The following is a 22,560-nucleotide window of genomic DNA, read 5'->3' as shown; positions in this document are numbered from 1 at the left end:
TCTAATGGATAAATATACAAGAAATATATGGAAGATATAGGAGGAAACTATTGCATGAAAAACTTAAGCATCAGCAGGAAACTTATTTTGGGTTTTGGAATTGTACTCGGACTTATGGTATTGACTTCACTACTATCCTTGTATAGCATCAAAAAAATTGACACGCAGGTAACGTACTATTCAACTTATACAACGCCTAACATTAGTCAGACTGGGTCTATGCGGTATCATTTGATGTCCGTGGAAAAATATATTTTACAGGCTTTCGACGCCAACGATCAGCAGACTAGGCAGAAAAACTTAGATCAGGCCAATAAGGATAGGGACGTGATAAAGAGCACGTTGGAAGAGTATGCAAATACTCAAAGAAATCATGATCGTGACGCCAAAATAGAAAAATTTCGTACACTGCTGGAAGAAGGAGCACCTATCCGCCAGGAAATGGAAGAACTCCTTTTGACCATGTCGGAAGAGGATGAGCAGAAGGCTCGGGATTTGTATTATAATGAGTATCTTCCTATCTACGATCAGGAGGGAGAGATCATGGCTGAGCTTACGGACTCTTCAACGGCGCGGTCTGAGCAGCAGAGTAAAGAGGCTCAAGCAGCTACGGTCATGGCATGGATCGTACTGCTTCTGTCTACAGTTATATCCATTATATTGACAGTAGTTATCGTAATCAGCATTCGGAAATCTATTATGGCTCCTGTAACAGAAATTGTAAATGCTTATCGCAAAATATCTCAGGGAGAGCTTGGAACTGAGATTACATATGAAAGCAAGGACGAACTGGGACAGATGGTTGAATTGATTCGAAAGAGCAATCAAATGCAACAAATTATTTTGGCTGATATTATTAAGAATTTCAGCAGTATTGCGGATGGTGATCTGCAAATTAAAGTGGAGCTTGATTATCCCGGAGATTTTGCAGCAGTCAAAGAAGCGATTGTCCATACAGCAACGTCCATGAACTACGTAATGCGTACGATTGATGTAGCAGCACAGCAGGTCAATATTGGTGCAGAACAGGTCTCCGCCGGAGCACAGGAACTGGCGGCAGGTTCCACAGAACAGGCTTCTTCTGTGGAAGCCCTGAGTACAGCTGCGGTAAAGATTTCAGCACAGGCCGAGGAAAATGCGGGCATTGTTGAAGAGGCAAGTCAATTTGTTCAGCAGGCAGGGGGAAGTGTAAACAACGGAAATCAGCATATGGCGCAGCTTACCGAAGCCATGTCGGAAATCAGTGCTTCTTCCAATCAAATTTCCAATATTACAAAGGTCATTGAAGATATTGCATTCCAGACAAACATTCTGGCCCTGAATGCTGCTGTAGAAGCAGCTAGAGCCGGAGAAGCCGGAAAGGGCTTTGCGGTGGTGGCTGATGAAGTTCGAAACTTGGCCGCAAAATCTGCGGAAGCTGCCAAACAAACGGGAGAGCTTATCCGAGGTTCCGTCGATACCGTATCCAGAGGTGCGGAAATAACGGTTAAAACAGCACAAATTCTCAAAGACGTAGGGGAAAATACGTTGAAGATTGAAGAAAGCTTTTCGAAGATTGCACAGGCCTCTGCGGAGCAGACCTTTGCAATAGAACAGATCAAGCAAGGGTTAAACCAAGTTTCAGCAGTTGTTCAGACGAATGCGGCTACTGCGGAGGAAAATTCTGCGACCAGTGAGGAAATGTCTGCTCAGTCGGTCACCTTACGTGAAGAGGTAGGAAAGTTCAGGCTGGATAAGGGAACGGAATAACAAAATTCAATAAAGTTTTAGGATTGAATTCTGCCGGCGCTCCTGTTTATGTGGTACAATGAATGCAGTGATTGTTGACTTTAGAACAAAATAAATGGGGAAATGGTGGGCATAAGCAATTTTATGGAAAATTATCAGAGATCGAAAAAAGGACAAGCTCTGATTTTATTAGAATTCATAAATCTTATTTAGTAAATAAGCATTACATATCAGAATATAATTACGGGAGCATAAAGCTGCTTAACGGGCAAGTATTGAGCATCACACGGATATACCGCTCTGAGATAAGGAAAATGCTCATGAGAGAGGGCGTGTAAGGAATGATGGCAGAGCAGTCTTATTTATGCTGCGACGTGATATTGTCTCTGATGTGTAATGCTTTTGGCATATACGTTGTTTTTAAATTTAATACTATTTTTTTTGACAGAAAAGATATAAGTAAGAAGTTGGAAGCGGTGGTGTATATGGGCTGCCTCGCCCTGCTTTCAATCGTTCAGGAGGTCTGGTCGCTTCCAATCCTTACTGTGGGAAGCAATCTGGTGCTGTGTTTTTTGGTAAGCTGTATATACAAAGGAAGTTGGCGTAAAAAGGCTATTCTTTCCGTTTTTATCAACACTTTGTTTCTTCTATTTGAAATGGTGTCGTATCTGCTTATTTTTCGATATGATCTGATCAGTATGGAATTTGTGACCGGATTTGTTTCAACTCTTGTTTCATATAATTTTGTCATTATTTTGGAGCATGCAGTTAAGAGCAGGTCGGGCGAAAACATACACAGATGGCACTGGGCGGTAATTTTTATCGTTTCAGCCATTAGCATTTATCTGATATTCATCCTGGCTTTATCAAATGAGCAGATGAAATATGTCAGATTGGGAGTTATCAGCCTTTTAACAATAAACTTTTTAATATTTTACCTATATGATGAATTGTCAGAAGCATTTGAAGCAAAGTATGAGAAATCTCTGTTAGATCAGAAAAATCAAGCCTATTTAAATGAGCTGGAATTTATTAAAAGCTCCAATGATGATTTGAGGAAGCTGAGGCATGATTTTCGCAATCATTTATTGATTTTGAATAAGAATCTGAAATTAAATGCTGAAGATTTTGAAGCTAGATGGACTGCGGATTAATGAGAATTGTGTCCGTATAAATAGATCGGGAGGTACTAATGGATTCATTTGAAAATAAGGGCGAAGTCATTATTTATCAAACAGATGATGGTCTTACACATATTGATGTGCGTATGGAAGATGAAACAGTTTGGCTTACACAGGCACAATTGTCTGAGCTATTTCAATCAAGCAAGGCGAATGTGAGTGAGCATATCAAACACATTTTTGAAGAGGATGAGTTGGAAGAGAATTCAGTTGTTCGGAAATTCCGAACAACTGGATCTGACGGTAAAAATTATAATGTGATTCATTATAATTTAGACATGATTATCTCTCTTGGATACCGAATTAAATCATCTGTTGCAACGAAATTTAGAAAATGGGCTACGGAACGATTAAAGGAATATATGATTAAAGGCTTTATCATGGATGATGAACGTCTGAAAGGAAACGGCGGCGGCGGTTACTGGAAAGAATTGCTCGACCGTATCAGGGATATTCGTTCTTCGGAAAAGGTTCTTTATCGTCAGGTACTGGATTTATATGCCACCAGTGTGGATTACAATCCAAATAGTGAAGCTTCTATCAGATTTTTTAAAATCGTGCAGAACAAATTACATTTTGCAGCTCATGGGCATACGGCAGCGGAAGTTATATATGAAAGAGCCGATGCGGATAAATCATTTATGGGACTTACATCATTTGCAGGAGAGCTGCCGGCATTAAAGGATATTGGCATTGCAAAAAATTATCTTTCAGAAGAAGAACTTAGAGTCCTGAATAACCTCGTTTCAGGTTACTTCGATTTGGCTGAAATCAATGCGATTGAGCATAAGCCTATGTATATGAATGACTATGTGGAACAGTTGGATTCTATTTTATCTTCTGGAAATCGTCAGCTTCTTGTGGGTGCTGGTAAAGTGAGCCATAAACAGGCGCTTGCAAAAGCAACGGAAGAATACAGAAAATATCAAAAAATTACGGTTGCACCAGTTGAAGAAGCATATCTGGATAGCATCAAGTTACTTGAAAAAGAAGCTAAGAAGAAAACAAGAAGTAGTAAAAAGTGACGAGACATAATACTTAGGGTTTATGGCATAAGGGGTGTAGATGTATAGTATCTATTATTTCAATTTTCCCAAATCATATGAAATATAGAAGGAAAAAATCATCAAAAGAATGCGGGCTGGGTTTATACGAGGGAAAATAAAAAAGGATATTGTTAAAATAAAAGACAACAAATTGTAAGAGTAAATAAGGATATATATTTATTGTTCCAAGACATTGATTCAAGAATATATGAAATAGAGGAAAGAAACCAGCTGTAAAGATTTGGAAAAATCTGCAGCATTAGAGCACGCTGTTTCATTATGATAAAAACGTATTAATCCTGTTTCCCAAAAGTGGGTTTACGAAAGAGTGCGTAGCCCTGGCAAATAGTATGGAACATGTAATGGTCATAAGCTTTGAGGATATGGCTTGGAAATAGCAAATAATATATTGACAAACTACTGCATAAATATTAAAATGAAGTAAAATTGTGAAATATATAACAATAAGAAGAGATTTTGTCTGGTTAATATATTGCAATTGGCGGAAAATGTGATATGATATATTATAATGCGGGACTTGTGGTGACGAACCGTTATGCTCCCAAATCAAATTGAGATAATTATGTTACATTTATTTTTAAGAAAAACTCTTAAATAAAAATTCATAATTTATTTATAACACATTTTATTTGCAAGTTGTTTTAAGGAGGACTGAAAACATGAGAGAAGTAGTAATTGTGAGTGCAGCTAGAACGCCTATCGGCAGTTTTGGGGGAACTTTAAAGGATGTTCCTACAAGAACCCTTGGTGCTGTTGCAGTCAAAGGCGCTATTGAAAGAGCTGGAATTAAGCCTGAACAGGTTGACGAAGTTGTTATGGGTTGTGTATTACAAGGTGGTCTTGGACAGAATGTCGCAAGACAGATCAGCCTTGATGCAGGACTTCCTAATGAAGTTCCGGCAATGACTATAAATAAAGTATGCGGTTCAGGTCTTAGAGCTGTATCTTTAGCAGCACAGATGATCAAAGCAGGCGATGCAGACATCGTTGTTGCAGGCGGTGCAGAAAACATGTCAAAGACAGCATATGCTTTACCTACAGCAAGATACGGAGCTAGAATGAATAACACTCAGCTTGTAGACATGATGGTAAACGATGGACTTTGGGATGCATTTAATAACTATCACATGGGCATTACCGCTGAAAACATTGCTGAACAGTGGGGAATCACAAGAGAAGAATTAGACCAATTTGCAGTAACTTCACAGAACAGAGCAGAAGAAGCTATCAAAACTGGCAAATTTAAGGACGAAATCGTTCCTGTAACCATTCCTCAGAGAAAGGGCGATCCAATTGTATTTGATACAGATGAATTCCCTAAGTTTGGATCAACGATAGAAAAGGTTGCAAAATTAAAGCCTGCATTCAAAAAGGATGGTATCGTTACAGCAGCCAATGCTTCCGGTATCAATGATGCTGGCGCAGCAGTAGTTGTTATGTCAAAGGAAAAGGCTGATGAATTAGGAATCAAGCCTCTTTGCACCATCAAATCCTATGCTTCTGCAGGCGTAGATCCTTCAATCATGGGTATCGGACCTGTTCCTTCCTCCAAGAAGGCTCTTGAGAAGGCTGGATTAACGATTGACCAGATTGATTTAGTAGAAGCAAACGAAGCTTTCGCCGCTCAGTCTGTAGCAGTTAGAAGAGATCTTGGATTAGATCCTGAAAAGACAAATGTAAACGGCGGAGCTCTTGCTCTTGGACATCCAATCGGAGCATCCGGAACAAGAATCCTTATTTCACTTCTTTTCGAAATGGCTAAGAGAGATGCCAAGACTGGTCTTGCTACTCTTTGCATCGGCGGTGGACAGGGAACTGCTCTTGTTGTTGAAAGATAATAGGCAGATATTAATTCAATAAAAATCATGAAAGATGGCTGGATTTTCAGCCATCTTTTTTGTATAATGGGGTATAACGCAAAATTTTCTTGTTATGTAAGAAATATCTCTTGCCATATAACGAAATACAGGAGTAAGACAGATTTATTGGAGGAACAAATGGATAAATCAAAAGTATATTTTACCAGCATGAAAACAGAGCCCGGAATCAGTTTGCTCATGAAGCTGGATAAATTAATTCGAAAAGCCGGTATGGATTCCATTGATTTTAAAGAAAAATACACGGCAGTTAAAGTTCATTTCGGAGAGCCGGGAAATCTGGCTTATTTAAGACCCAACTATGCTAAGGTGCTCGTAGATTTAATCAAGGAGCAGGGGGGAAAGCCCTTTTTAACAGATTGTAATACCTTGTATGTAGGCGGAAGGAAAAATGCTTTGGATCACTTGGATTCAGCCTACGTGAATGGCTTTTCACCATTTTCCACAGGCTGTCACGTGATTATTGCGGACGGACTAAAGGGAACGGATGAGGCGCTTATACCTGTAAAAGGCGGAGAATTTGTGAAAGAGGCCAAGATTGGGCGGGCTGTAATGGACGCAGACATTTTTATTTCCTTGAGCCATTTTAAAGGGCATGAGTCTACCGGATTCGGCGGAGCTATAAAAAATATTGGGATGGGGTGCGGCTCGAGAGCCGGAAAAATGGAACAGCACAGCGCAGGAACCCCTATGATAAGCCAAAAGAAGTGTATCGGCTGCGGACAATGTACCACCGTGTGCGCACAGGATGCCATCAAGATAGAAGCAAAAAAGGCTTATCTTGATGAGGAGAAATGCGTGGGCTGCGGCAGATGTATAGGGGTCTGTCCCACAGATGCAATTGGTGCAAAGTGGGATATATCCAACGATATTTTAAATAAAAAAATGGCAGAATATGCGTGGGCTGTTTTGAACGGCAGACCGCACTTTCATGTATCCTTAGTGGTAGATGTATCTCCGAATTGTGATTGCCGCCCTGAAAACGACATTCCAATCGTGCCGGATATTGGCATGTTTGCCTCTTTCGACCCTGTTGCTCTGGATATGGCCTGTGCAGATGCGGTAAATAAGCAAATACCGATTTCAGGAAGTTTATTGGAAGAAGCCAGGCATAAACATCACCCAGATACCTGTTCCTGCGGGTGTGGCGGTGAGACGGAAGGGTGCGGTTCCGATCATTTTAAAATGACCCATCCCGATACGGACTGGACGGTTTGTTTGGAGCACTGTGCAAAAATGGGCATAGGAAGCTTGGATTACGAGCTCATTAGTGTAAAATAACATATGAAATACAATAAAGCGTTGTCAATGTTTCAAAATGAAGGATTGACAACGCTTTTCTATTTAACAGGAAATATCGTTTCCTGTTAAGTAAAAAAATGGGGAATGCAGAGGGGGCGCCCCTCGCCGACGAGGGTGCTCGGGACTGCATCCAAAAACAAGTTGACAATAACCATAAAATATGGTACTATAATTTAGCAGTGCTTTAATGAGTTAAAGCGACAATGGGTAAAACAGAAACACTATTTATTACAGAAGGAGGACAATGAGAATGAAGAAATTATTTACAATTTTACTTACAATAGCCTTAGTATTCGGAATGCTCACTGGATGTGGAAAAACAGAACAGAAAGAGGGAAGCAGCTCAGAGCTGACCGGATGGGACTACATAAAGGACAAGGGTGAATTGGTAATCGGACTGGATGATGCGTTTGCCCCAATGGGATTTCGTGATGAGGCAGGAAATCTGGTCGGTTTTGATATTGATCTTGCCAATGCGGTAGCCGAACAGCTGGGCGTTAAAGCTACATTTAAGCCAATAGACTGGAATGCAAAGGACATGGAATTAAAGTCAAAAAGAATCGACTGTGTCTGGAACGGGATGTCTGTAACAGATGAAAGAATGGAAAAAATGGCTTTGACCGATAAGTATTTAAACAATAAGATCATCGTAATGGCAAAAGATGACACGATTAAAGTTGAAAAAGCCGCAGATCTGGCAAAGTACAATGTTGGAACACAGGCGGATTCTTCGGCTCTTGAGGTATTGAAGGCAAATCCGGATTATGATAAATTTGCTGACAAGGTTTCTGAGTATAAAACGTATGATGAGGCTCTCATGGATATGAAAGCTGGTCGAATTGACTGCATTGCGGTAGATCAGGTCTTAGGAGAATACAAAAATTCAAAATTAAGCAAGAAAATGGTGGTATGCGACTATAACTTTGGTGACGACTATTATGCCATCGGATGCCGTAAGGAAGATAAGGATGTAGCGGCTAAAATAACAGAAGGACTCGATGCTGTAATAAAGAGCGGAAAAGCCGAAGAAATCAGCAATAAGTGGTTTGGACGAAACATCGTTATATTGGAAGGGTATGATAAATAAGGAGTAATAGTACAGTGAATCAATTTTTATATCAGCTGACAGAGACTATGAACTATGTGGGCGTTTTAATGCCTACGTTATTGCAAGGAGCTTGGGTAACCGTCAAGCTCTTTGCTTTTACGTTAATTTTGTCTCTGCCTTTAGGTCTGCCTTTCGCACTTGGCAGCAACAGTAAATTTGCACCTTTCAGGTGGATTTCAAAAACATATATCTGGATATTTCGAGGAACCCCTTTAATGCTCCAGTTGTTTTTCTTCTATTTTTTCATTCCTATTGTTATGGATTTAAGATTAGATGCTTTTACGACTGCGGTCATTACTTTTGTTCTGAATTATGCTTCTTATCTGGCAGAAATATACAGAGGCGGTATCGAAAGTATCGATAAAGGACAGTATGAGGCGGCTCAGTCTTTGGGTCTGAGCAGGAGGCAAACTATGTTTGGCATCATACTTCCTCAGACGATAAAAAGAGTATTGCCTGCAGTATCCAATGAAGCGATCACTCTTATAAAGGATACCGCATTAGTTTCCGTACTTTCGGTAGGAGAATTGCTGAAAGCATCAAGCAGTGCAGTAAACCGAGACGTAAATGCGACGGCTTTTGCTATTGCAGCAATTATATACTTAATATTTACTTTCCTGCTGACATTACTAACAGGATATCTTGAAAAGCATTATTCAAAATACGAAGGCAAAGAAGTTCAGACTGTCAACGAAAAAAGGAGGAGCGGCATATGGAAGATATTTTGCAAATGAACGACATCGTGAAAGAGTTTGCAGGATGTACGGCGTTGGATCACGTAAACTTCTCCATGAAAAAGGGGGAAACAGTGGCTATTATTGGTCCTTCCGGCTCAGGGAAAAGTACGCTTTTAAGGTGCATAAACTGCCTTGAAAGGATTACCAGCGGAAGTATTACACTGAATGGAGATACGTTTGCGGAAACAAAGAATGGTCAAAGGGCAGCGTATCTGCCAGATAAGGCATTAAAGAATATATGCGCAGAGACGGGAATGATCTTTCAGCACTTTAATCTTTTTCCGCATATGACTTGCTTAGAAAATGTGTGCTATGCTCCGGTCAAGGTAAAGAAACAGAGTAAAGCAGACGCCCAGAAAAGGGGACGTCAGCTTCTGGATATGGTAGGGCTTGCCCATAAGGAAGACGCTTATCCGGCACAGCTTTCAGGCGGACAGAAGCAAAGAGCAGCCATAGCCAGAGGACTTGCCATGAATCCTGAAATCATGTTGTTTGACGAACCAACAAGTGCTCTTGATCCGGAGATTACCGGAGAAGTTCTCAATGTTATGAGAAAATTATCAACAGCACATACGACCATGGTCATTGTGACTCATGAAATGGGGTTTGCCAAGGAGGTAGCGGATCGCGTCATATTCATGGATGCCGGAAGGATCGTTGAAGAAGGAACAGCCGAGGAGATATTTCAGAATCCCAAAAGCAGCAGATTAAAAGAATTTCTGAGTTCTGTACTGCGATAGGTAATCTGGTGCGGGAGCATAGAAGAGATCATAGAGTTGTGGCATATAGGAAAAATAAAAATCTTTCTATATGCCGCTTTCAGTTTTTGAAGCTTTCATTTGATCATGGGACTGTCCTCGGATATAACCGTTTGAAATGCAGGCATGCCGGATATCAATCCTATGGCATAAACGGTATAAAACGTATGAGATTCAAAGGCAACATCCGGCAGGGACAGAAGCGTTGTAGTGGTTCTTGACATCCTGATCTGCAGGTCATGGGGTTCAGGGGATATAGGTGAATAGGAAGAGGCCTGTTTAAAAGAAATATTTCGAAATAAAAACGTAGTATTTGCCTGTGTCAGATCTAGCTGGGGTGCGTCCGGAGACAAATGTACAAGGCGCACCCATGCATTAACCGCACCTGCAAGCCTGTTGAAATCTGTGATTGCTAAAAAACTGATGCTGCTTAGCAGACCACAAACGGCGACGGTAAAAACATCAGAGGAATGAACAGTTAGCATATTAGATAACAGCGGGAAGCGGTGCTGACCTGTCTCATAAAGCATTATCGTATAGGTACCTTCATCCAGATGCACGTAATCTGTGTAGCTGCCATAGGGCAGATTTTCCGCAATTAATGTATCGTCCGCATATACATCCATATTCGGTGCATCGGGAACAGCATGAAATACGCGGACGTAGCCTAAAGAATTATTTTCAGGAACCGTTAAATTATTCATATTCTCACCCCATAGTTTTAATAAGATAAATTCGTTTAGATTACAATCTAACATAATATATTATGTTACAAAATATATGGGGTTCGTGAAAAAGGCTGTACTGAAAAACTATTCCATAGATTCTTTATAGAGCCTTAAGGCCGCATCAACGATTTCATTGGCCGTATCAAATTTGGACATAATAGGGAATTCTTCAAATCCATCCTTTGTGATAATGGTCACAATGTTGGTATCTGTTCCAAACCCGGCACCGGCTACCTTTAGGTTGTTTGCCACAATCATATCTACATTTTTTTTAATCAGCTTTGCTTGGGAATTTTCCAGCATATTTTCAGTCTCCATGGAGAAACCGCATAGAATTTGTCCCTTCTTTTTTATGGAACCTAAATGTTTCAGGATATCTTCCGTCCTTGTCAAAGGAATCGATAAATCTTCATCCTTCTTTTTTACTTTATTTTCATAGGTTACGGATGGTGTGTAGTCCGATACGGCAGCAGCCTTGAACACCAGATCGGCTGTTTGAATTTTTGCACATACCGCATCATACATTTCTTTGGAAGAGGTGATAGGCATCACTTCCACGAACATAGGGGGCTCCAGAGCTGTTCTTCCGGTGATTAAGGTGACCTGCGCCCCGCGGAGCATACAAGCCTTTGCCAGAGCATAGCCCATTTTACCTGTAGAATGGTTCGTGATAAATCGCACCGGATCTATGGCCTCCTGTGTAGGTCCGGCCGTTACTAGAACCTTTTTTCCTGCCAAATCCTTCTTCAAAGCCAGATGCTTTAAAATGTATTCGAAAAGAACTGCCGGCTCCGGCATTTTTCCTTCTCCCACGTCATTACAAGCAAGCAGACCGGTGGCGGGATGAATGATTTCAAATCCGTAATGCCGTAATTTTTGCAGGTTGTCCTGAGTGATAGGACTCTGATACATATTGGTATTCATGGCAGGAGATACTAGTTTTATAGCTTTAGAGGCTAAGACAGTAGTGGTGAGCATATCATCTGCAATGCCTCCCGCCAGTTTGGCTATGACGTTGGCACTTGCCGGTGCGATCATGATCAGATCCGCCTTTTTAGCAATAGATATATGCGTGACATCAAACTGAAAATCCCGGTCAAATGTATCTGTCAGGCATTTATTTCCTGTAAGGGTTTCAAATGTAAGCGGTGTGATAAATTCACAGGCGTTTTTGGTCATGATGACGTGCACATCACAGTGCTGCTTTTTTAAAGCGCTTGCCAGATATGCCGTTTTATAAGCAGCAATGCTGCCTGTTACGCCGAGAACGACGGTTTTTCCTGTTAGCATAATGTAAGTTACCTTTCTACGCAATGAAAATTTGTGTGCAGCCACAAAATCTTTTGCGGCACGCATTACCATTATTGTAAATACTTATTGCGCGAAAAGCAACCAGAATGTTATAATATTAACTTAGATAGTAACGGCGTTGCCGTTTAAATAATTACAAAGAAAGAAGGAGGAAGGATAATGGCTGACATGGACAAAAAGGTTCGCTCCGAAGCGGCAGAGACGCAGACAGCTTCCAATTTTATTCATAACATTATAGATAAAGATTTGGAAACTCAAAAGTATGGAGATAGGGTATACACAAGATTCCCTCCGGAACCAAATGGATATCTTCACATAGGACACGCTAAATCCATATGTTTAAATTTTTCAACAGCACAAAAGTATGGCGGAAAGTGCAATTTAAGATATGACGACACGAATCCGATCAAGGAGGACATGGAATACGTCGATTCCATCGAGGAAGATGTAAAATGGCTTGGATTTCAGTGGGATAAACGGCTTTGGGCCTCAGATTATTTTGATAAGATGTATGAAGCGGCTGTTGATCTCATAAAAAAGGGAAAGGCTTTTGTATGTGATTTAAATGCAGAGCAGATCAGAGAATATAGAGGAACCTTAAAAGAACCGGGAAAGGAAAGTCCTTACCGAAATCGAAGCATAGAAGAAAATCTGGCACTTTTTGAAGAGATGCGGGATGGCAAATATGCAGATGGGGAAAAGGTTCTCAGAGCTAAGATTGATATGGCTTCTCCAAATATTAATTTAAGAGACCCCGTTATATACCGAATCGCTCATACTTCACACCACAATACGGGAGATAAGTGGTGCATCTATCCAATGTATGATTTCGCTCATCCCATTGAAGATGCTATAGAAGGAATCACACATTCCATATGCACTTTGGAATTTGAGGATCACAGGCCTCTTTACGAGTGGGTGCTCCATGCACTGGGCTGGTGGGAAGCACCGCCGCAGCAGATTGAATTTGCCAGATTGAACCTTACCAATACGGTGATGTCCAAGAGATATTTGAAGGCTATGGTAGAAGATGGAACGGTAGAGAGCTGGGATGATCCCCGTATGCCGACCATTGCCGGATTGAGAAGGCGGGGCTATACGCCGGAAGCTGTAAGAGATTTCTGTGAAAGGATCGGTGTATCCAAAGCCAACAGCCTTGTGGATATAGCACTGCTGGAACACTGTGTCAGAGAAGATCTGAAGAGCAAGGTACAGAGCAGAAATGTTGTGGAAAATCCAATCAAAATAGTTCTGACCAATTATCCGGAAGACAAGACAGAAGAACTGGAAATTGAAAACAATAAAGAAGTGCCGGAGATGGGCAGCCGAAAGGTTCCTTTTTCCAGGGAGCTTTATGTGGACGGCGAGGACTTTATGGAAGTCCCTGTTAAGAAGTATTTCAGGCTGTTTCCGGGGAATGAAGTCCGGTTTAAAGGAGCATACTTTATTACCTGCAATGAGGTCATAAAAAATGAAGATGGCAGTATCAAGGAGCTTCACTGTACGTATGATCCTGAGACGAAAAGCGGAAGCGGATTTGAGGGCCGTAAGGTCAAAGGAACCATCCATTGGGTAGATGCCAGAACGGCAGTTAAAATTAAGATTCGCCAGTATGATTATCTGATGATCGAAGATGAAAACGGCGAAAATATTATAAACCCGAATTCATTAAAAGAAATTGAAGCCTATGCGGAACCTGCCGTTGCCGGAGCAGAACCCGGAGAACGTTTCCAGTTCTTCAGGCATGGCTATTATATTGCGGATACAAAGCTTTCAACTGATACGGAAAAAGTATTTAACAGGATTGTAGATCTGAAGAGCTCCTGGAAGAAATAAAGAGATTCAGCGGCTATATAAAATAAGAATATTAATAGAATCAAGAACAAAAAAATAGGGAGCACAAAAGTATGCAAAAAGTATATTGTGCTCCTTTTTTTAATTACAATCAGAGCCTTCTTTGCATACTCCGTCAAGCTCATATCTAAACATTGGGAGAAGCGTTGTCGCTTTTTCCGATTCTTCTTTCAATGCCTCCTCTAATTCGGATGCAACCTGCTGCAAGGGGATTAATCCTAAAGTTCCGGCGAGACCCTTTACAGAATGGGCTATTCTGTGCGCTTCCGTAAAGTTCTTGTCCAGAAGCAGTTCCTGAATATCATTGTCAACGTGGGCATAAGACGTTTTAAACTTTGTTAAATGCTTTATATATTGTTTCTCTGAGCAGCCTAAGTTCTTGGCGGCTTCCGCAAGGTTTAAATTGTCAGGGGTCTCCGGACTTTCCGACTCGGCAGAAGAGGAAAGCGAATCTGAGTCCTGAACACTTCCGAAGTATGGGAGCAGAGCTCTGTAAAATTCTTTATAACGGAACGGCTTGCTAATGAATCCGTCCATGATCCCTTTATATTTTTCTTTGGTTTCAGCATCAATATTGGTTGCCGTTAAAGCCAGTATAGGGCACGTAACGCCGATTTCGGTTTTCAGAATCTCAGCGGCGGTATAACCGTCCATGTTAGGCATATGGATGTCCATGAGAATCAGCGTATAGTAATCCTCAGGAACCTTGATGCACATGTCAATCGCTTCCTGCCCGTCACAGGCATGTTCACAGATAATGTGAGAATCCCCCAGCATGTTTTGCGTCACTTCATAATTTAATTCAGTATCCTCCACGACCAGAACGCGGTGACCTTCACCGTTCAAAACAGAAAGGGAGCCGGACGCTGTGCTTGAAACGTCACATAAAGCCGGATCCACTGTGCGTGTCCAAATGGTAAACTGAAACCTGCTGCCGGTGCCTTTCTGACTTTCCACCCAGATATCACCGCCCATAGCATGTACCACATGCTTGCAGATAGCCAGTCCAAGACCTGTTCCCTGATGCTGTTTTGTCAAATGATTCTCCAGCTGCTCGAATTCTTGAAATACCTTTGGTATATCTTCTTCATCTATCCCCATGCCCGTGTCTTCCAGTGTAAACTTTAACAGAACAGAATTTTTTTGACTGTCAAGCTGTTCAATGACGAGCCGGATATGCCCTGATGTTGTAAATTTGCAGGCATTGTTTATTAAATTTAAGAGAACCTGCGCCAAACGGGTCTTATCCGTGGATAAACATAAATCCGGTGGAAATTTAAAATCCTTGATAAACTCAAGCCCTTTATTATATATGATTGGTCTGAAAATTTCCTCCGATTCATTGAGCATGTTCATAAGGCTAAAATCTGAAGGGTATAGAATAAAGTTTGATTTTTGTATCTTAGATATATCCAAAACATCATTGATGATATTTAAGAGGAGCTCTGAGGATATATGTATCTTTGATAAAATATCGTTTTGCTTGTTGGTCAGCTCGGTTCCTTTTAGGATATGTACCATTCCACAGATAACATTCAGCGGAGTCTTGATTTCGTGGGATACGTTGGCAACAAATGAAGATTTTGCATTGGCGAAGAATTCAATCTCCTTTAGCTGCTGCTTTAATTCGTGATCCTTTCTTTTGCTGTCCGTACAATCTTGTATCAGCGTAACAAATTTGGGCTCGTCATTATCATCGAAGATGGCAAAGCAGTTATAATTGATATAACGCATGGTTCCTTCGTAGGTATAGGACAGCGAAATATTTTTCTTATTCTCCGCAAAAGAATGCGATGGCAGGGTTGCCGCGATTTCTTGGGGAAGCACCGCAAAAGCTGTCTGTCCCAGTGGGTTTGGCGACTGTATGTTAAAAAGCTGTTTATACGTCGCGTTCATGTATTCATATTTATAGTGCTTGTCCACTATAGCCATACCCACGTCGGCATTTTCAATGGCCTTACTGTAAAGTTGGTTAAAATAAGCGTTGTACTGGTTATTTTTTAAATACAGCGAAACTCCTTTTGAAACAGCCAGTGCGAGTATTGTACCAATGAAAATGGAGAAAGTGGATATAAAGTGCAGGAAGAACTGTAAATTCTTTTCTTTCTCCTTGATACGATCCATGTAATGAGCTGTATATTGATTTTTTAAGTCAATCTTTGCGTCATATAATTCATAAAATGTGCTGCTGCGAAATAAAGACAAGTCTTTTTGATCTACAGCGGATAGAATAATATCCAGCATCTGGTTATATCCATTCAGATAGGATAAAAGCATATTCTGTTCCTTAGAATCAAAAGAAAACGTCGTAAGCGTTTCATCCGCAGAGGTGCTGTGATCGTCGGGGAGCTGGAAGTCACTGAGCTCTCCTCTGTCAGAAAAATTCAGATAATTGGTGTTTGCGTTGTTACAGCTGATAAAATCATTTGCATCATTTGTAAATTTATATTTTGCAGAAGCGTCGCCGGTAGCGATATACTCCTTTGCATCTGAAACCAATCCGTAAAATACTTTATCATATGTACTGTTAAAATTTAAAAGATTGTTTTTACTTTTCTCGTAGTAAATCAGCTGACCGTCTGCTGATACATAGCAGATCATGCAGCATACAAATGTTAAGGACAATATGATAATGGTGATTAAAATATACTTCAATTTGTGCAGCATACCGGATTCCTCCTTTCTAGTGTCAAAATACATTTATAGATGCATTGTAATATGTCGAAAAATAAATGTAAATAGGTTCGACAAAAGCAGACAATTTACTACTACTTTTATTTTTTAAAATGATGTATAATACTATCTGATAATGTATTTTTGAAAGGGAAAAGAAAGAATGATTACGAGTAAACAAAGAAGCTATCTGAAAAGTCTGGCTCATAGCCTGGAGCCATCCGTGTATTTGGGAAAGGGCGGACTGACAGAAAATATTATAAAGGAAGTTGATGTCAATCTGGAAGCCAGAGAACTGATAAAGGTCAAACTTCAGGAAGGCTGCAGCTTGGAACCGAAGGAGGTTGCCAATCAAATAGCAGAGGAGCTGGGTGCGGATTTCGTGCAGGCAATCGGAAAGAAATTTACACTGTACAGGGAATCGAAGGAAAACAAGCAGATCGAACTGCCGAGAGCCAAGAGATGATGAGCTACGGCTTGAGAAATAATGGGACAGCTTATGAAAAATATTTTGCTTACAATAGAATATGACGGAACGCTGTTTTCCGGATGGCAGAGACAGCCGGAAAAACGGACCGTTCAAGGTGAATTGGAACGGGTACTGGGTATCGTGTGCAGATGCCCCGTACAACTCAATGGAACCAGCAGAACCGATGCAGGTGTTCATGCCTTAGGGCAGCGAGCCAGCTTTAAAGGAGATTTTGGAATTCCGACGGACCGGCTGATGCTGGCTGCAAATAATATTTTAGCCGGCGGTATGAATGCTGTGGGAAAAGCAGGGGATCTGAGAATCCTTTCTGCAGAAGAAGTACCAGAGGACTTTCATGCCAGATTTGATGCAAAAGGGAAAAAATATGTATATAAAATCTTAAATTGTCAGGAAACACAAATTTTTAGAAGGAACCAATACTATCAGGTCAGAAAAGAACTGAATGCGGACGCTATGAGGCGTGCCGCCGGATATATTACAGGGACGCATGATTTTAAGTGTTTTCAGTCTGCGGGCGGTCAGGAAAAAAAGACAACCGTTCGGACGGTATATGAATTGAACATAATAGAAGGAAAAACAGAAGCCGGTCAAAGAACTCTTTCGATAGAGATCAAAGGAGACGGCTTTTTATATAATATGGTAAGAATCATTACCGGGACTCTGGTGGAGGTGGGCTTAGGAAAGCTTAGTCCGGAGGCTTTGCCCGACATTTTAAAATCAGGTCAGCGGCAGAAGGCCGGACATACGGCACCGCCCCAGGGACTATATTTATCAAAAGTGTACTACGACCTTGAAGATTTAGCAGGTCTTTGATACAATAAATAGATTAGGACAAAATTCATTTTTTTAAACGCAGCAGATTTCTGGAGGAAATGAGGATGAAAAGACCCAGCTGGGATGAATATTTTATGGGGATAGCTGTATTGACAGCACAGCGTTCTACTTGCTTAAGAAGACAGGTCGGTGCGGCTATTATATGCGATAAGCATATTGTGGCAACGGGCTATAATGGCGCGCCCAGAGGTATCAGGCATTGCGAGGAACGGGGCGGATGCCTGAGGGAAAAACTGCATGTGCCTTCCGGAGAACGGCACGAGCTGTGTATGGCTCTCCACGCAGAACAGAATGCCATCATACAGGCAGCAACCCTCGGACAGAGCATCGAAGGGGCTACCATATATATTACACACCAGCCCTGCGTGATCTGTGCAAAAATGATTATCAATGCGGGTATTGAAAGAATAGTTGTTAAAGAAGGATATCCTGACGAATTATCCATAGAAATACTGAAAGAGGCAGGACTTAAAATAGAAAAGATAGGGGATTAAATTTATTATGGTTTTTTGGATTGCATTTTTAACAGCCTTTGCGCTGTCAATTATTTTCACGCCGGTAGCGATTAAGCTGGCTCCTGTGATTGGAGCGGTAGATATACCGAAAGACGCAAGAAGGATGCACACGAAGCCGATGCCGCGATTTGGCGGATTAGCAATATTTATAGGAGCTATGTCAGCCGTATCCTGGATTACGTGGTGTGGTTGGCCCATGCTGGCAGAGAATTTCAAGCAAATGGGTGCGGTCATATTGGAACAGCCTGTAGAAAGTATGCCGGGCGTTCTTCTGGGCGGTGTGCTGATTTATATACTTGGCATTATAGATGACTTGAAAGGACTGCCCGCAAAAGTTAAATTTTTAGGACAAACTCTGATTGCATGTGTTCCTTACGCATTTGGGGCAAGGATTGAATTCGTCACCAATCATTTTGGCGCATCTTTTGGAGATACCCACAGCTATTTCGCAGGAGTGATATGCTTTTTCATAACGATTATCTGGATTGTAGGAATAACCAATACGGTCAACTTGATTGACGGATTGGATGGACTGGCTTCGGGAGTAGCCTGCATTTCCTCCCTGTGTCTGGCTTATACAGCATACATTCACGGCTCGTATTTACCGGCGCTTGCCATGCTGGCTTTGGCCGGAAGTGCACTGGGATTTTTGCCGTATAACTTTCACCCGGCTAAAATCTTTATGGGAGACGGCGGTTCGCTGTTCTTGGGATACATGCTGGCCACCCTTTCCATCGTGGGGCCTGTGAAAGGGGCGACGATTATGGCTGTTATTGTTCCGGTACTGGTTCTGGGGCTGCCGATTTTTGATACGGCATTTGCCATCTTTAGAAGATTGGTGAATCACAGACCCATTATGGAAGCGGATAAGGGACATCTTCACCATCGCCTGATGGCCTCCGGCATGGGGCAGAGGAGGACGGTTCTTACCTTATATGGAATAAGTGGTATCATGGGCGTGGCAGCGGTGCTGTTCAGCCGGGACTTATTTGTAGAGACAGCCGGACTCATCGGTATTGCCGCCATGTATATCTATGTATTTCTGACAGACGCAAACAACTGGAGATTGCAGATCAAGGCGGTAAATATCGCTCATGAAGAAAAACAGCAGAATAAGATGGAAAAGAAACAAAAAAATTCGGACCCGAAAAAAGAATAGGAGTGTGTAACGATGAAAGTAATGACTGTCTTTGGAACGAGACCGGAAGCTATAAAGATGGCTCCTTTAGTAAAAAAACTGAATGAAGCAGAAGGCATAGAATCTGTGCTCTGTGTAACGGCCCAGCACCGGGAAATGCTGGATCAGGTATTGGAACTGTTTCAGCTGACACCTGATTATGATTTGAATATCATGAAACAGAACCAGACCATCAGCCAGATCACATCCAATGTGCTGATTGGACTGGAGGAAGTCTTGAAAAAAGAAAAACCAGATGTGGTTCTGGTACACGGAGATACGACGACGACTTTTGCGGCCGCGCTCGCCAGCTTTTATCAGCAGATCAAGGTGGGGCATGTAGAAGCAGGACTTCGGACCTACGACAAGTATTCTCCTTATCCAGAGGAAATGAACCGAGTCTTGACCGGCCATATCGCAGATTTTCACTTTTCTCCTACGGAGAGAAACCGGGTGAACCTTTTAAAAGAAGGCGTGTCAGATGACCAGATTTACATTACGGGAAATACGGTCATTGACGCACTTTTTCAGGTGGTGGACAAACCGTATGAGTTTGAAGAGGAGACACTTAAGGCGATTGATTTTGAAAACAGGCGGATTATTACGGTGACTTGTCACCGAAGAGAAAATTTAGGGGAAAATATGGAACATATTTTCGGAGCGATTCGAAAGATTGCCGAGGATTTTGAAGATGTGGAGATTATTTATCCGATGCATATGAATCCAAAGGTTCGGGAAACCGCCAATAAGATCTTAAATGGAATGGACAGAGTGCATTTGATTGACCCGCTTCAATATCAGCCTTTTCAAAATCTTATGGCCAAATCTTATCTGATCATTACGGATTCCGGTGGAATTCAGGAGGAAGCCCCTTCCCTTGGAAAGCCGGTGCTGGTCGTAAGAAAAGAAACCGAAAGGCCGGAAGCTGTTGAGGCGGGAACGGTAAAACTGGCCGGTGTTGAAATGGAAGCAATCTATAGCCTGTCCAAAGAACTGCTGACAGACAAGAATGCTTACGATGCCATGGCCCATGCGGTAAACCCTTACGGAGACGGTCATGCTTGCGAAAGGATTGTTGAGATATTAAAGAAGAAACTTTAGTAACGATTGAAAATAAATACGTATTAAAAAAGCTGGTGGTCATCGCTCTGCCCATAGCCATGCAGAGCCTGATTTCTTCCTCTCTCAGCCTGATCGACAATTTAATGGTCGGAAGCTTGGGGGAAAAAGAGCTGGCGGCAGTAGGCATAGCCATACAGATTTATTTTATACACTGGATTGTTATGTTTGGGTTTACCAGTGGGGTGTCGACCTTTATGGCGCAGTTCTGGGGCGTGAAGGACCTGGCAAGCATCAAGAAGACCACAGGCTTTGCTATTTGTGTATGCTTTTCCATAAGTGTTATATTCTTTACAGTGGCTATGTTTTTTCCGCAGAAAGTCATGCGGCTGTTTACCGATATTCCCGAACTGATTGAGCTGGGTACAGGCTATATCCGCACAGGATCCTTTACCTTTCTGACCATCAGTATCACCGTGCCCTTTACGGCGGCACTCAGAACGACTCAGCAGACTAAGATACCGCTTTATATTAGCCTATTCGTCTTTAGTGCGAATGCCTTTTTGAACTATATCTTTATTTTTGGAAAGTTTGGAGCACCGGAACTGGGCGTAATCGGCTCCGCTTTAGGAACCTTGATTGCCAGATGCTTTGAGCTGTGTTTGATTCTTTTTGCCGTATTTGGTAAAAGGAATATAGTGGCGGGTCGTTTCTCCGAGCATTTTGGATGGAGCAGAGAGCTGGTGGGAAGGATCATAAGAAATGCGATTCCAACTACGATGAATGAAACCTTTTGGAGTGTAGGCACTTCCATGTATGTGGCGGCGTATGCCCGGGTAGGTGTGACTGAATATGCGGCTGTGCAGGCAAGCAATGTAATCAATAATTTGTTTACGCTGGCAGCTTTCAGCATTGGGGATGCTACGCTGATTCTCGTTGGACAGAAGCTTGGCGAGGGAAAGCTGGATTTCGCGTATGAGCTTGGCAGAAAGCTTCTGCGGGTCGGTATCGTTTTGGGTCTTGTTTCCGGCGGCGCACTGATAATCAGTTCAAAATTCATCATAGGATTGTTTGAACTGACTCCGGAAGGCCAGAAATATGCTTTTTATATTCTTATCATATATGGGGCTTTTATGTGGCTGACTGTATATAACGGAATCAGCGTAACGGGGATTCTGCGTTCCGGCGGAGATACGATTTTTGCCATGGCCGCAGAGACGGGAACCATCTGGCTGTACGCCGTACCCACCGCATTTATTACGGCACTGGCACTGCATCTGCCGATTTATTGGGCGGTATTCTTTGTTAAGATGGAAGATGTCATTAAATCTTTTATATTAGTAAAAAGATTTCGATCTAAAAAATGGGCAAGGAATGTGATACAGGACATCGCCGTACCGGATTAGGAGATCTGTTCAATGGAGTGGACTAAAAGAAAAATTTTCATAATCAGGAATGATTATAAAAATTCATCAAATACTAAAGGCAAAGTACTGTCTTCTGGAGGATTCCAAGGAAGAGCAATTTATCGGTAGGACAAATTTGTTGCGATAAGCACGGATAAAACTGCATAAAAATACTAAGTTGCTTATAATAGTTTTTTTAAATGGTTTTATAAAAATAAACGATAATGACAAATACAACCCAGTAATTTCAGTCATTATGGGCTTTTTTTCGACAAAATCGGACAGGACGTGAAAATTTTTAAAACAACAATTCTTTACAACAGAAAAATTCAGAGTATAATAAAGTCATTGTTATAAAATCGTACGTTGGAACAGTTTGTTTACAATGAGAGAGGTTTGTTAGATTGGAATATGTGATAGGTGCCATAGTTGGTATTTTATATGGCGGGTTGGCTGGATTTTTAAAATACATTTTTCTTTGGAGAAAATTAGTTAAAGAAACAGACAATACCATTACGATGGGAGCAGTGACGACGAGAATGGGAATAAGCTACGTCACGAATGTAGTGGTGTTGCTGATTACTTTCCTGATTCGAAACAGAATTCCATTTGATTTTGTTGCTTTAATAATAGGAACTGCATTTTCCTTGGCTCTTACAGGAAAAATTTTCTCATTACAGAAGTTGATGGAAAAAACAAAATTATAAAAGAAGCAGAATTTATAAAATATATGTTATATAAATAGATCAAAATTG

The 22,560-nt window shown here is 41.4% G+C and carries 20 protein-coding genes; 17 read left to right on the top strand and 3 right to left on the bottom strand.

The annotated features are described in order from the left end of the window. Positions 1-54 precede the first annotated feature (54 nt). The 9 genes from EQM06_RS12095 (at position 55) to EQM06_RS12055 (ending at position 9,740) form a co-directional block, all read left to right on the top strand. Positions 55-1,749, top strand: a complete 1,695-nt coding sequence (locus tag EQM06_RS12095) for a methyl-accepting chemotaxis protein (protein WP_164914455.1) — start codon at positions 55-57, stop codon at positions 1,747-1,749. A gap of 71 nt (positions 1,750-1,820) precedes the next feature. Next, entirely contained in the window at positions 1,821-2,066 is a 246-nt protein-coding gene (locus EQM06_RS13535) for a LytTR family DNA-binding domain-containing protein (protein WP_128746611.1), read from the top strand. Positions 2,067-2,069: 3 nt separating this feature from the next. After that, a complete protein-coding gene (locus EQM06_RS12085) occupies positions 2,070-2,882 on the top strand; it encodes a hypothetical protein (protein ID WP_128746610.1) in 813 nt (270 codons plus the stop codon). Positions 2,883-2,920: 38 nt separating this feature from the next. Next, positions 2,921-3,934, top strand: coding sequence for a virulence RhuM family protein (locus EQM06_RS12080; protein WP_128746609.1), 1,014 nt, complete (start codon positions 2,921-2,923; stop codon positions 3,932-3,934). Positions 3,935-4,635: 701 nt separating this feature from the next. Beyond that, on the top strand, positions 4,636-5,814 hold the full coding sequence (locus tag EQM06_RS12075) for an acetyl-CoA C-acetyltransferase (protein ID WP_128746608.1): 1,179 nt from the start codon (positions 4,636-4,638) through the stop codon (positions 5,812-5,814). A gap of 159 nt (positions 5,815-5,973) precedes the next feature. Then, positions 5,974-7,134, top strand: coding sequence for a DUF362 domain-containing protein (locus EQM06_RS12070; RefSeq protein ID WP_128746607.1), 1,161 nt, complete (start codon positions 5,974-5,976; stop codon positions 7,132-7,134). 271 nt (positions 7,135-7,405) lie between these two features. Next, complete coding sequence (locus EQM06_RS12065) at positions 7,406-8,242, top strand: amino acid ABC transporter substrate-binding protein (RefSeq protein ID WP_128746606.1); 837 nt, start codon at positions 7,406-7,408, stop codon at positions 8,240-8,242. A 14-nt stretch (positions 8,243-8,256) separates the two neighbouring features. Next, positions 8,257-8,997: an amino acid ABC transporter permease gene (locus tag EQM06_RS12060; RefSeq protein ID WP_330548337.1), complete on the top strand. Its 741-nt coding sequence runs from the start codon at positions 8,257-8,259 to the stop codon at positions 8,995-8,997. After that, on the top strand, positions 8,985-9,740 hold the full coding sequence (locus EQM06_RS12055; protein ID WP_408608682.1) for an amino acid ABC transporter ATP-binding protein: 756 nt from the start codon (positions 8,985-8,987) through the stop codon (positions 9,738-9,740). The genes EQM06_RS12060 and EQM06_RS12055 overlap by 13 nt, the downstream gene beginning before the upstream one ends. A gap of 95 nt (positions 9,741-9,835) precedes the next feature. On the opposite strand, the gene EQM06_RS12050 is transcribed toward EQM06_RS12055, so the two are convergent. Beyond that, the gene (locus EQM06_RS12050; RefSeq protein WP_164914454.1) at positions 9,836-10,462 is read right to left on the bottom strand and encodes a DUF4397 domain-containing protein; all 627 of its coding nucleotides are present in this window, start codon (positions 10,460-10,462) and stop codon (positions 9,836-9,838) included. A gap of 108 nt (positions 10,463-10,570) precedes the next feature. Continuing rightward, positions 10,571-11,776: a bifunctional phosphopantothenoylcysteine decarboxylase/phosphopantothenate--cysteine ligase CoaBC gene (gene coaBC, locus EQM06_RS12045; protein WP_205666556.1), complete on the bottom strand. Its 1,206-nt coding sequence runs from the start codon at positions 11,774-11,776 to the stop codon at positions 10,571-10,573. A 180-nt stretch (positions 11,777-11,956) separates the two neighbouring features. Between coaBC and EQM06_RS12040 the strand changes: the two genes are divergently transcribed. Continuing rightward, a complete protein-coding gene (locus tag EQM06_RS12040; protein ID WP_230974975.1) occupies positions 11,957-13,633 on the top strand; it encodes a glutamine--tRNA ligase/YqeY domain fusion protein in 1,677 nt (558 codons plus the stop codon). Between the two features lie 99 nt (positions 13,634-13,732). On the opposite strand, the gene EQM06_RS12035 is transcribed toward EQM06_RS12040, so the two are convergent. Further along, positions 13,733-16,318 (bottom strand): ATP-binding protein, encoded by a 2,586-nt coding sequence (locus EQM06_RS12035; protein WP_164914453.1) that lies wholly within the window; start codon positions 16,316-16,318, stop codon positions 13,733-13,735. A 169-nt stretch (positions 16,319-16,487) separates the two neighbouring features. Here EQM06_RS12035 and yhbY point away from each other — a divergent pair, with 169 nt between their 5' ends. The 7 genes from yhbY to EQM06_RS12005 all read left to right on the top strand — a co-directional run bounded on the left by yhbY (position 16,488) and on the right by EQM06_RS12005 (position 22,512). Beyond that, positions 16,488-16,790 carry a ribosome assembly RNA-binding protein YhbY gene (gene yhbY / locus EQM06_RS12030; protein ID WP_128746602.1) on the top strand — a complete coding sequence of 101 codons (303 nt, stop codon included), beginning with the start codon at positions 16,488-16,490 and terminating at the stop codon, positions 16,788-16,790. A 33-nt stretch (positions 16,791-16,823) separates the two neighbouring features. Further along, positions 16,824-17,627 (top strand): tRNA pseudouridine(38-40) synthase TruA, encoded by an 804-nt coding sequence (truA, locus tag EQM06_RS12025; RefSeq protein WP_128746601.1) that lies wholly within the window; start codon positions 16,824-16,826, stop codon positions 17,625-17,627. Between the two features lie 65 nt (positions 17,628-17,692). Further along, positions 17,693-18,142 (top strand): deoxycytidylate deaminase, encoded by a 450-nt coding sequence (locus EQM06_RS12020; RefSeq protein ID WP_128746600.1) that lies wholly within the window; start codon positions 17,693-17,695, stop codon positions 18,140-18,142. A 7-nt stretch (positions 18,143-18,149) separates the two neighbouring features. Next, positions 18,150-19,322, top strand: a complete 1,173-nt coding sequence (locus EQM06_RS13215) for an MraY family glycosyltransferase (RefSeq protein ID WP_230974974.1) — start codon at positions 18,150-18,152, stop codon at positions 19,320-19,322. 12 nt (positions 19,323-19,334) lie between these two features. Continuing rightward, on the top strand, positions 19,335-20,441 hold the full coding sequence (gene wecB / locus EQM06_RS13210; protein ID WP_230974973.1) for a non-hydrolyzing UDP-N-acetylglucosamine 2-epimerase: 1,107 nt from the start codon (positions 19,335-19,337) through the stop codon (positions 20,439-20,441). Positions 20,442-20,476: 35 nt separating this feature from the next. Beyond that, positions 20,477-21,805 carry an MATE family efflux transporter gene (locus EQM06_RS12010; RefSeq protein WP_164914452.1) on the top strand — a complete coding sequence of 443 codons (1,329 nt, stop codon included), beginning with the start codon at positions 20,477-20,479 and terminating at the stop codon, positions 21,803-21,805. Between the two features lie 404 nt (positions 21,806-22,209). Further along, positions 22,210-22,512, top strand: coding sequence for a hypothetical protein (locus tag EQM06_RS12005; RefSeq protein WP_128746598.1), 303 nt, complete (start codon positions 22,210-22,212; stop codon positions 22,510-22,512). The last annotated feature ends 48 nt before the right edge of the window (positions 22,513-22,560 follow it).

The organism is Aminipila luticellarii (assembly GCF_004103735.1).
Classification (GTDB): Bacteria; Bacillota; Clostridia; order Peptostreptococcales; family Anaerovoracaceae; genus Aminipila; species Aminipila luticellarii.
The sequence above is the reverse complement of the archived record's forward strand: the minus strand, read 5'-3'. Positions and strand labels throughout refer to the sequence as shown.

What these genes read in the sequence shown, in the direction of transcription:
- EQM06_RS12095 (WP_164914455.1), top strand. Translation starts at nt 55, where the DNA reads ATGAAAAACTTAAGCATCAGCAGGAAACTTATTTTGGGTTTTGGAATT.
- EQM06_RS12085 (WP_128746610.1), top strand. Translation starts at nt 2,070, where the DNA reads ATGATGGCAGAGCAGTCTTATTTATGCTGCGACGTGATATTGTCTCTG.
- EQM06_RS12080 (WP_128746609.1), top strand. Translation starts at nt 2,921, where the DNA reads ATGGATTCATTTGAAAATAAGGGCGAAGTCATTATTTATCAAACAGAT.
- EQM06_RS12075 (WP_128746608.1), top strand. Translation starts at nt 4,636, where the DNA reads ATGAGAGAAGTAGTAATTGTGAGTGCAGCTAGAACGCCTATCGGCAGT.
- EQM06_RS12070 (WP_128746607.1), top strand. Translation starts at nt 5,974, where the DNA reads ATGGATAAATCAAAAGTATATTTTACCAGCATGAAAACAGAGCCCGGA.
- EQM06_RS12065 (WP_128746606.1), top strand. Translation starts at nt 7,406, where the DNA reads ATGAAGAAATTATTTACAATTTTACTTACAATAGCCTTAGTATTCGGA.
- EQM06_RS12050 (WP_164914454.1), bottom strand. Translation starts at nt 10,462, where the DNA reads ATGAATAATTTAACGGTTCCTGAAAATAATTCTTTAGGCTACGTCCGC.
- coaBC (WP_205666556.1), bottom strand. Translation starts at nt 11,776, where the DNA reads ATGCTAACAGGAAAAACCGTCGTTCTCGGCGTAACAGGCAGCATTGCT.
- EQM06_RS12040 (WP_230974975.1), top strand. Translation starts at nt 11,957, where the DNA reads ATGGCTGACATGGACAAAAAGGTTCGCTCCGAAGCGGCAGAGACGCAG.
- EQM06_RS12035 (WP_164914453.1), bottom strand. Translation starts at nt 16,318, where the DNA reads ATGCTGCACAAATTGAAGTATATTTTAATCACCATTATCATATTGTCC.
- yhbY (WP_128746602.1), top strand. Translation starts at nt 16,488, where the DNA reads ATGATTACGAGTAAACAAAGAAGCTATCTGAAAAGTCTGGCTCATAGC.
- truA (WP_128746601.1), top strand. Translation starts at nt 16,824, where the DNA reads ATGAAAAATATTTTGCTTACAATAGAATATGACGGAACGCTGTTTTCC.
- EQM06_RS12020 (WP_128746600.1), top strand. Translation starts at nt 17,693, where the DNA reads ATGAAAAGACCCAGCTGGGATGAATATTTTATGGGGATAGCTGTATTG.
- EQM06_RS13215 (WP_230974974.1), top strand. Translation starts at nt 18,150, where the DNA reads ATGGTTTTTTGGATTGCATTTTTAACAGCCTTTGCGCTGTCAATTATT.
- wecB (WP_230974973.1), top strand. Translation starts at nt 19,335, where the DNA reads ATGAAAGTAATGACTGTCTTTGGAACGAGACCGGAAGCTATAAAGATG.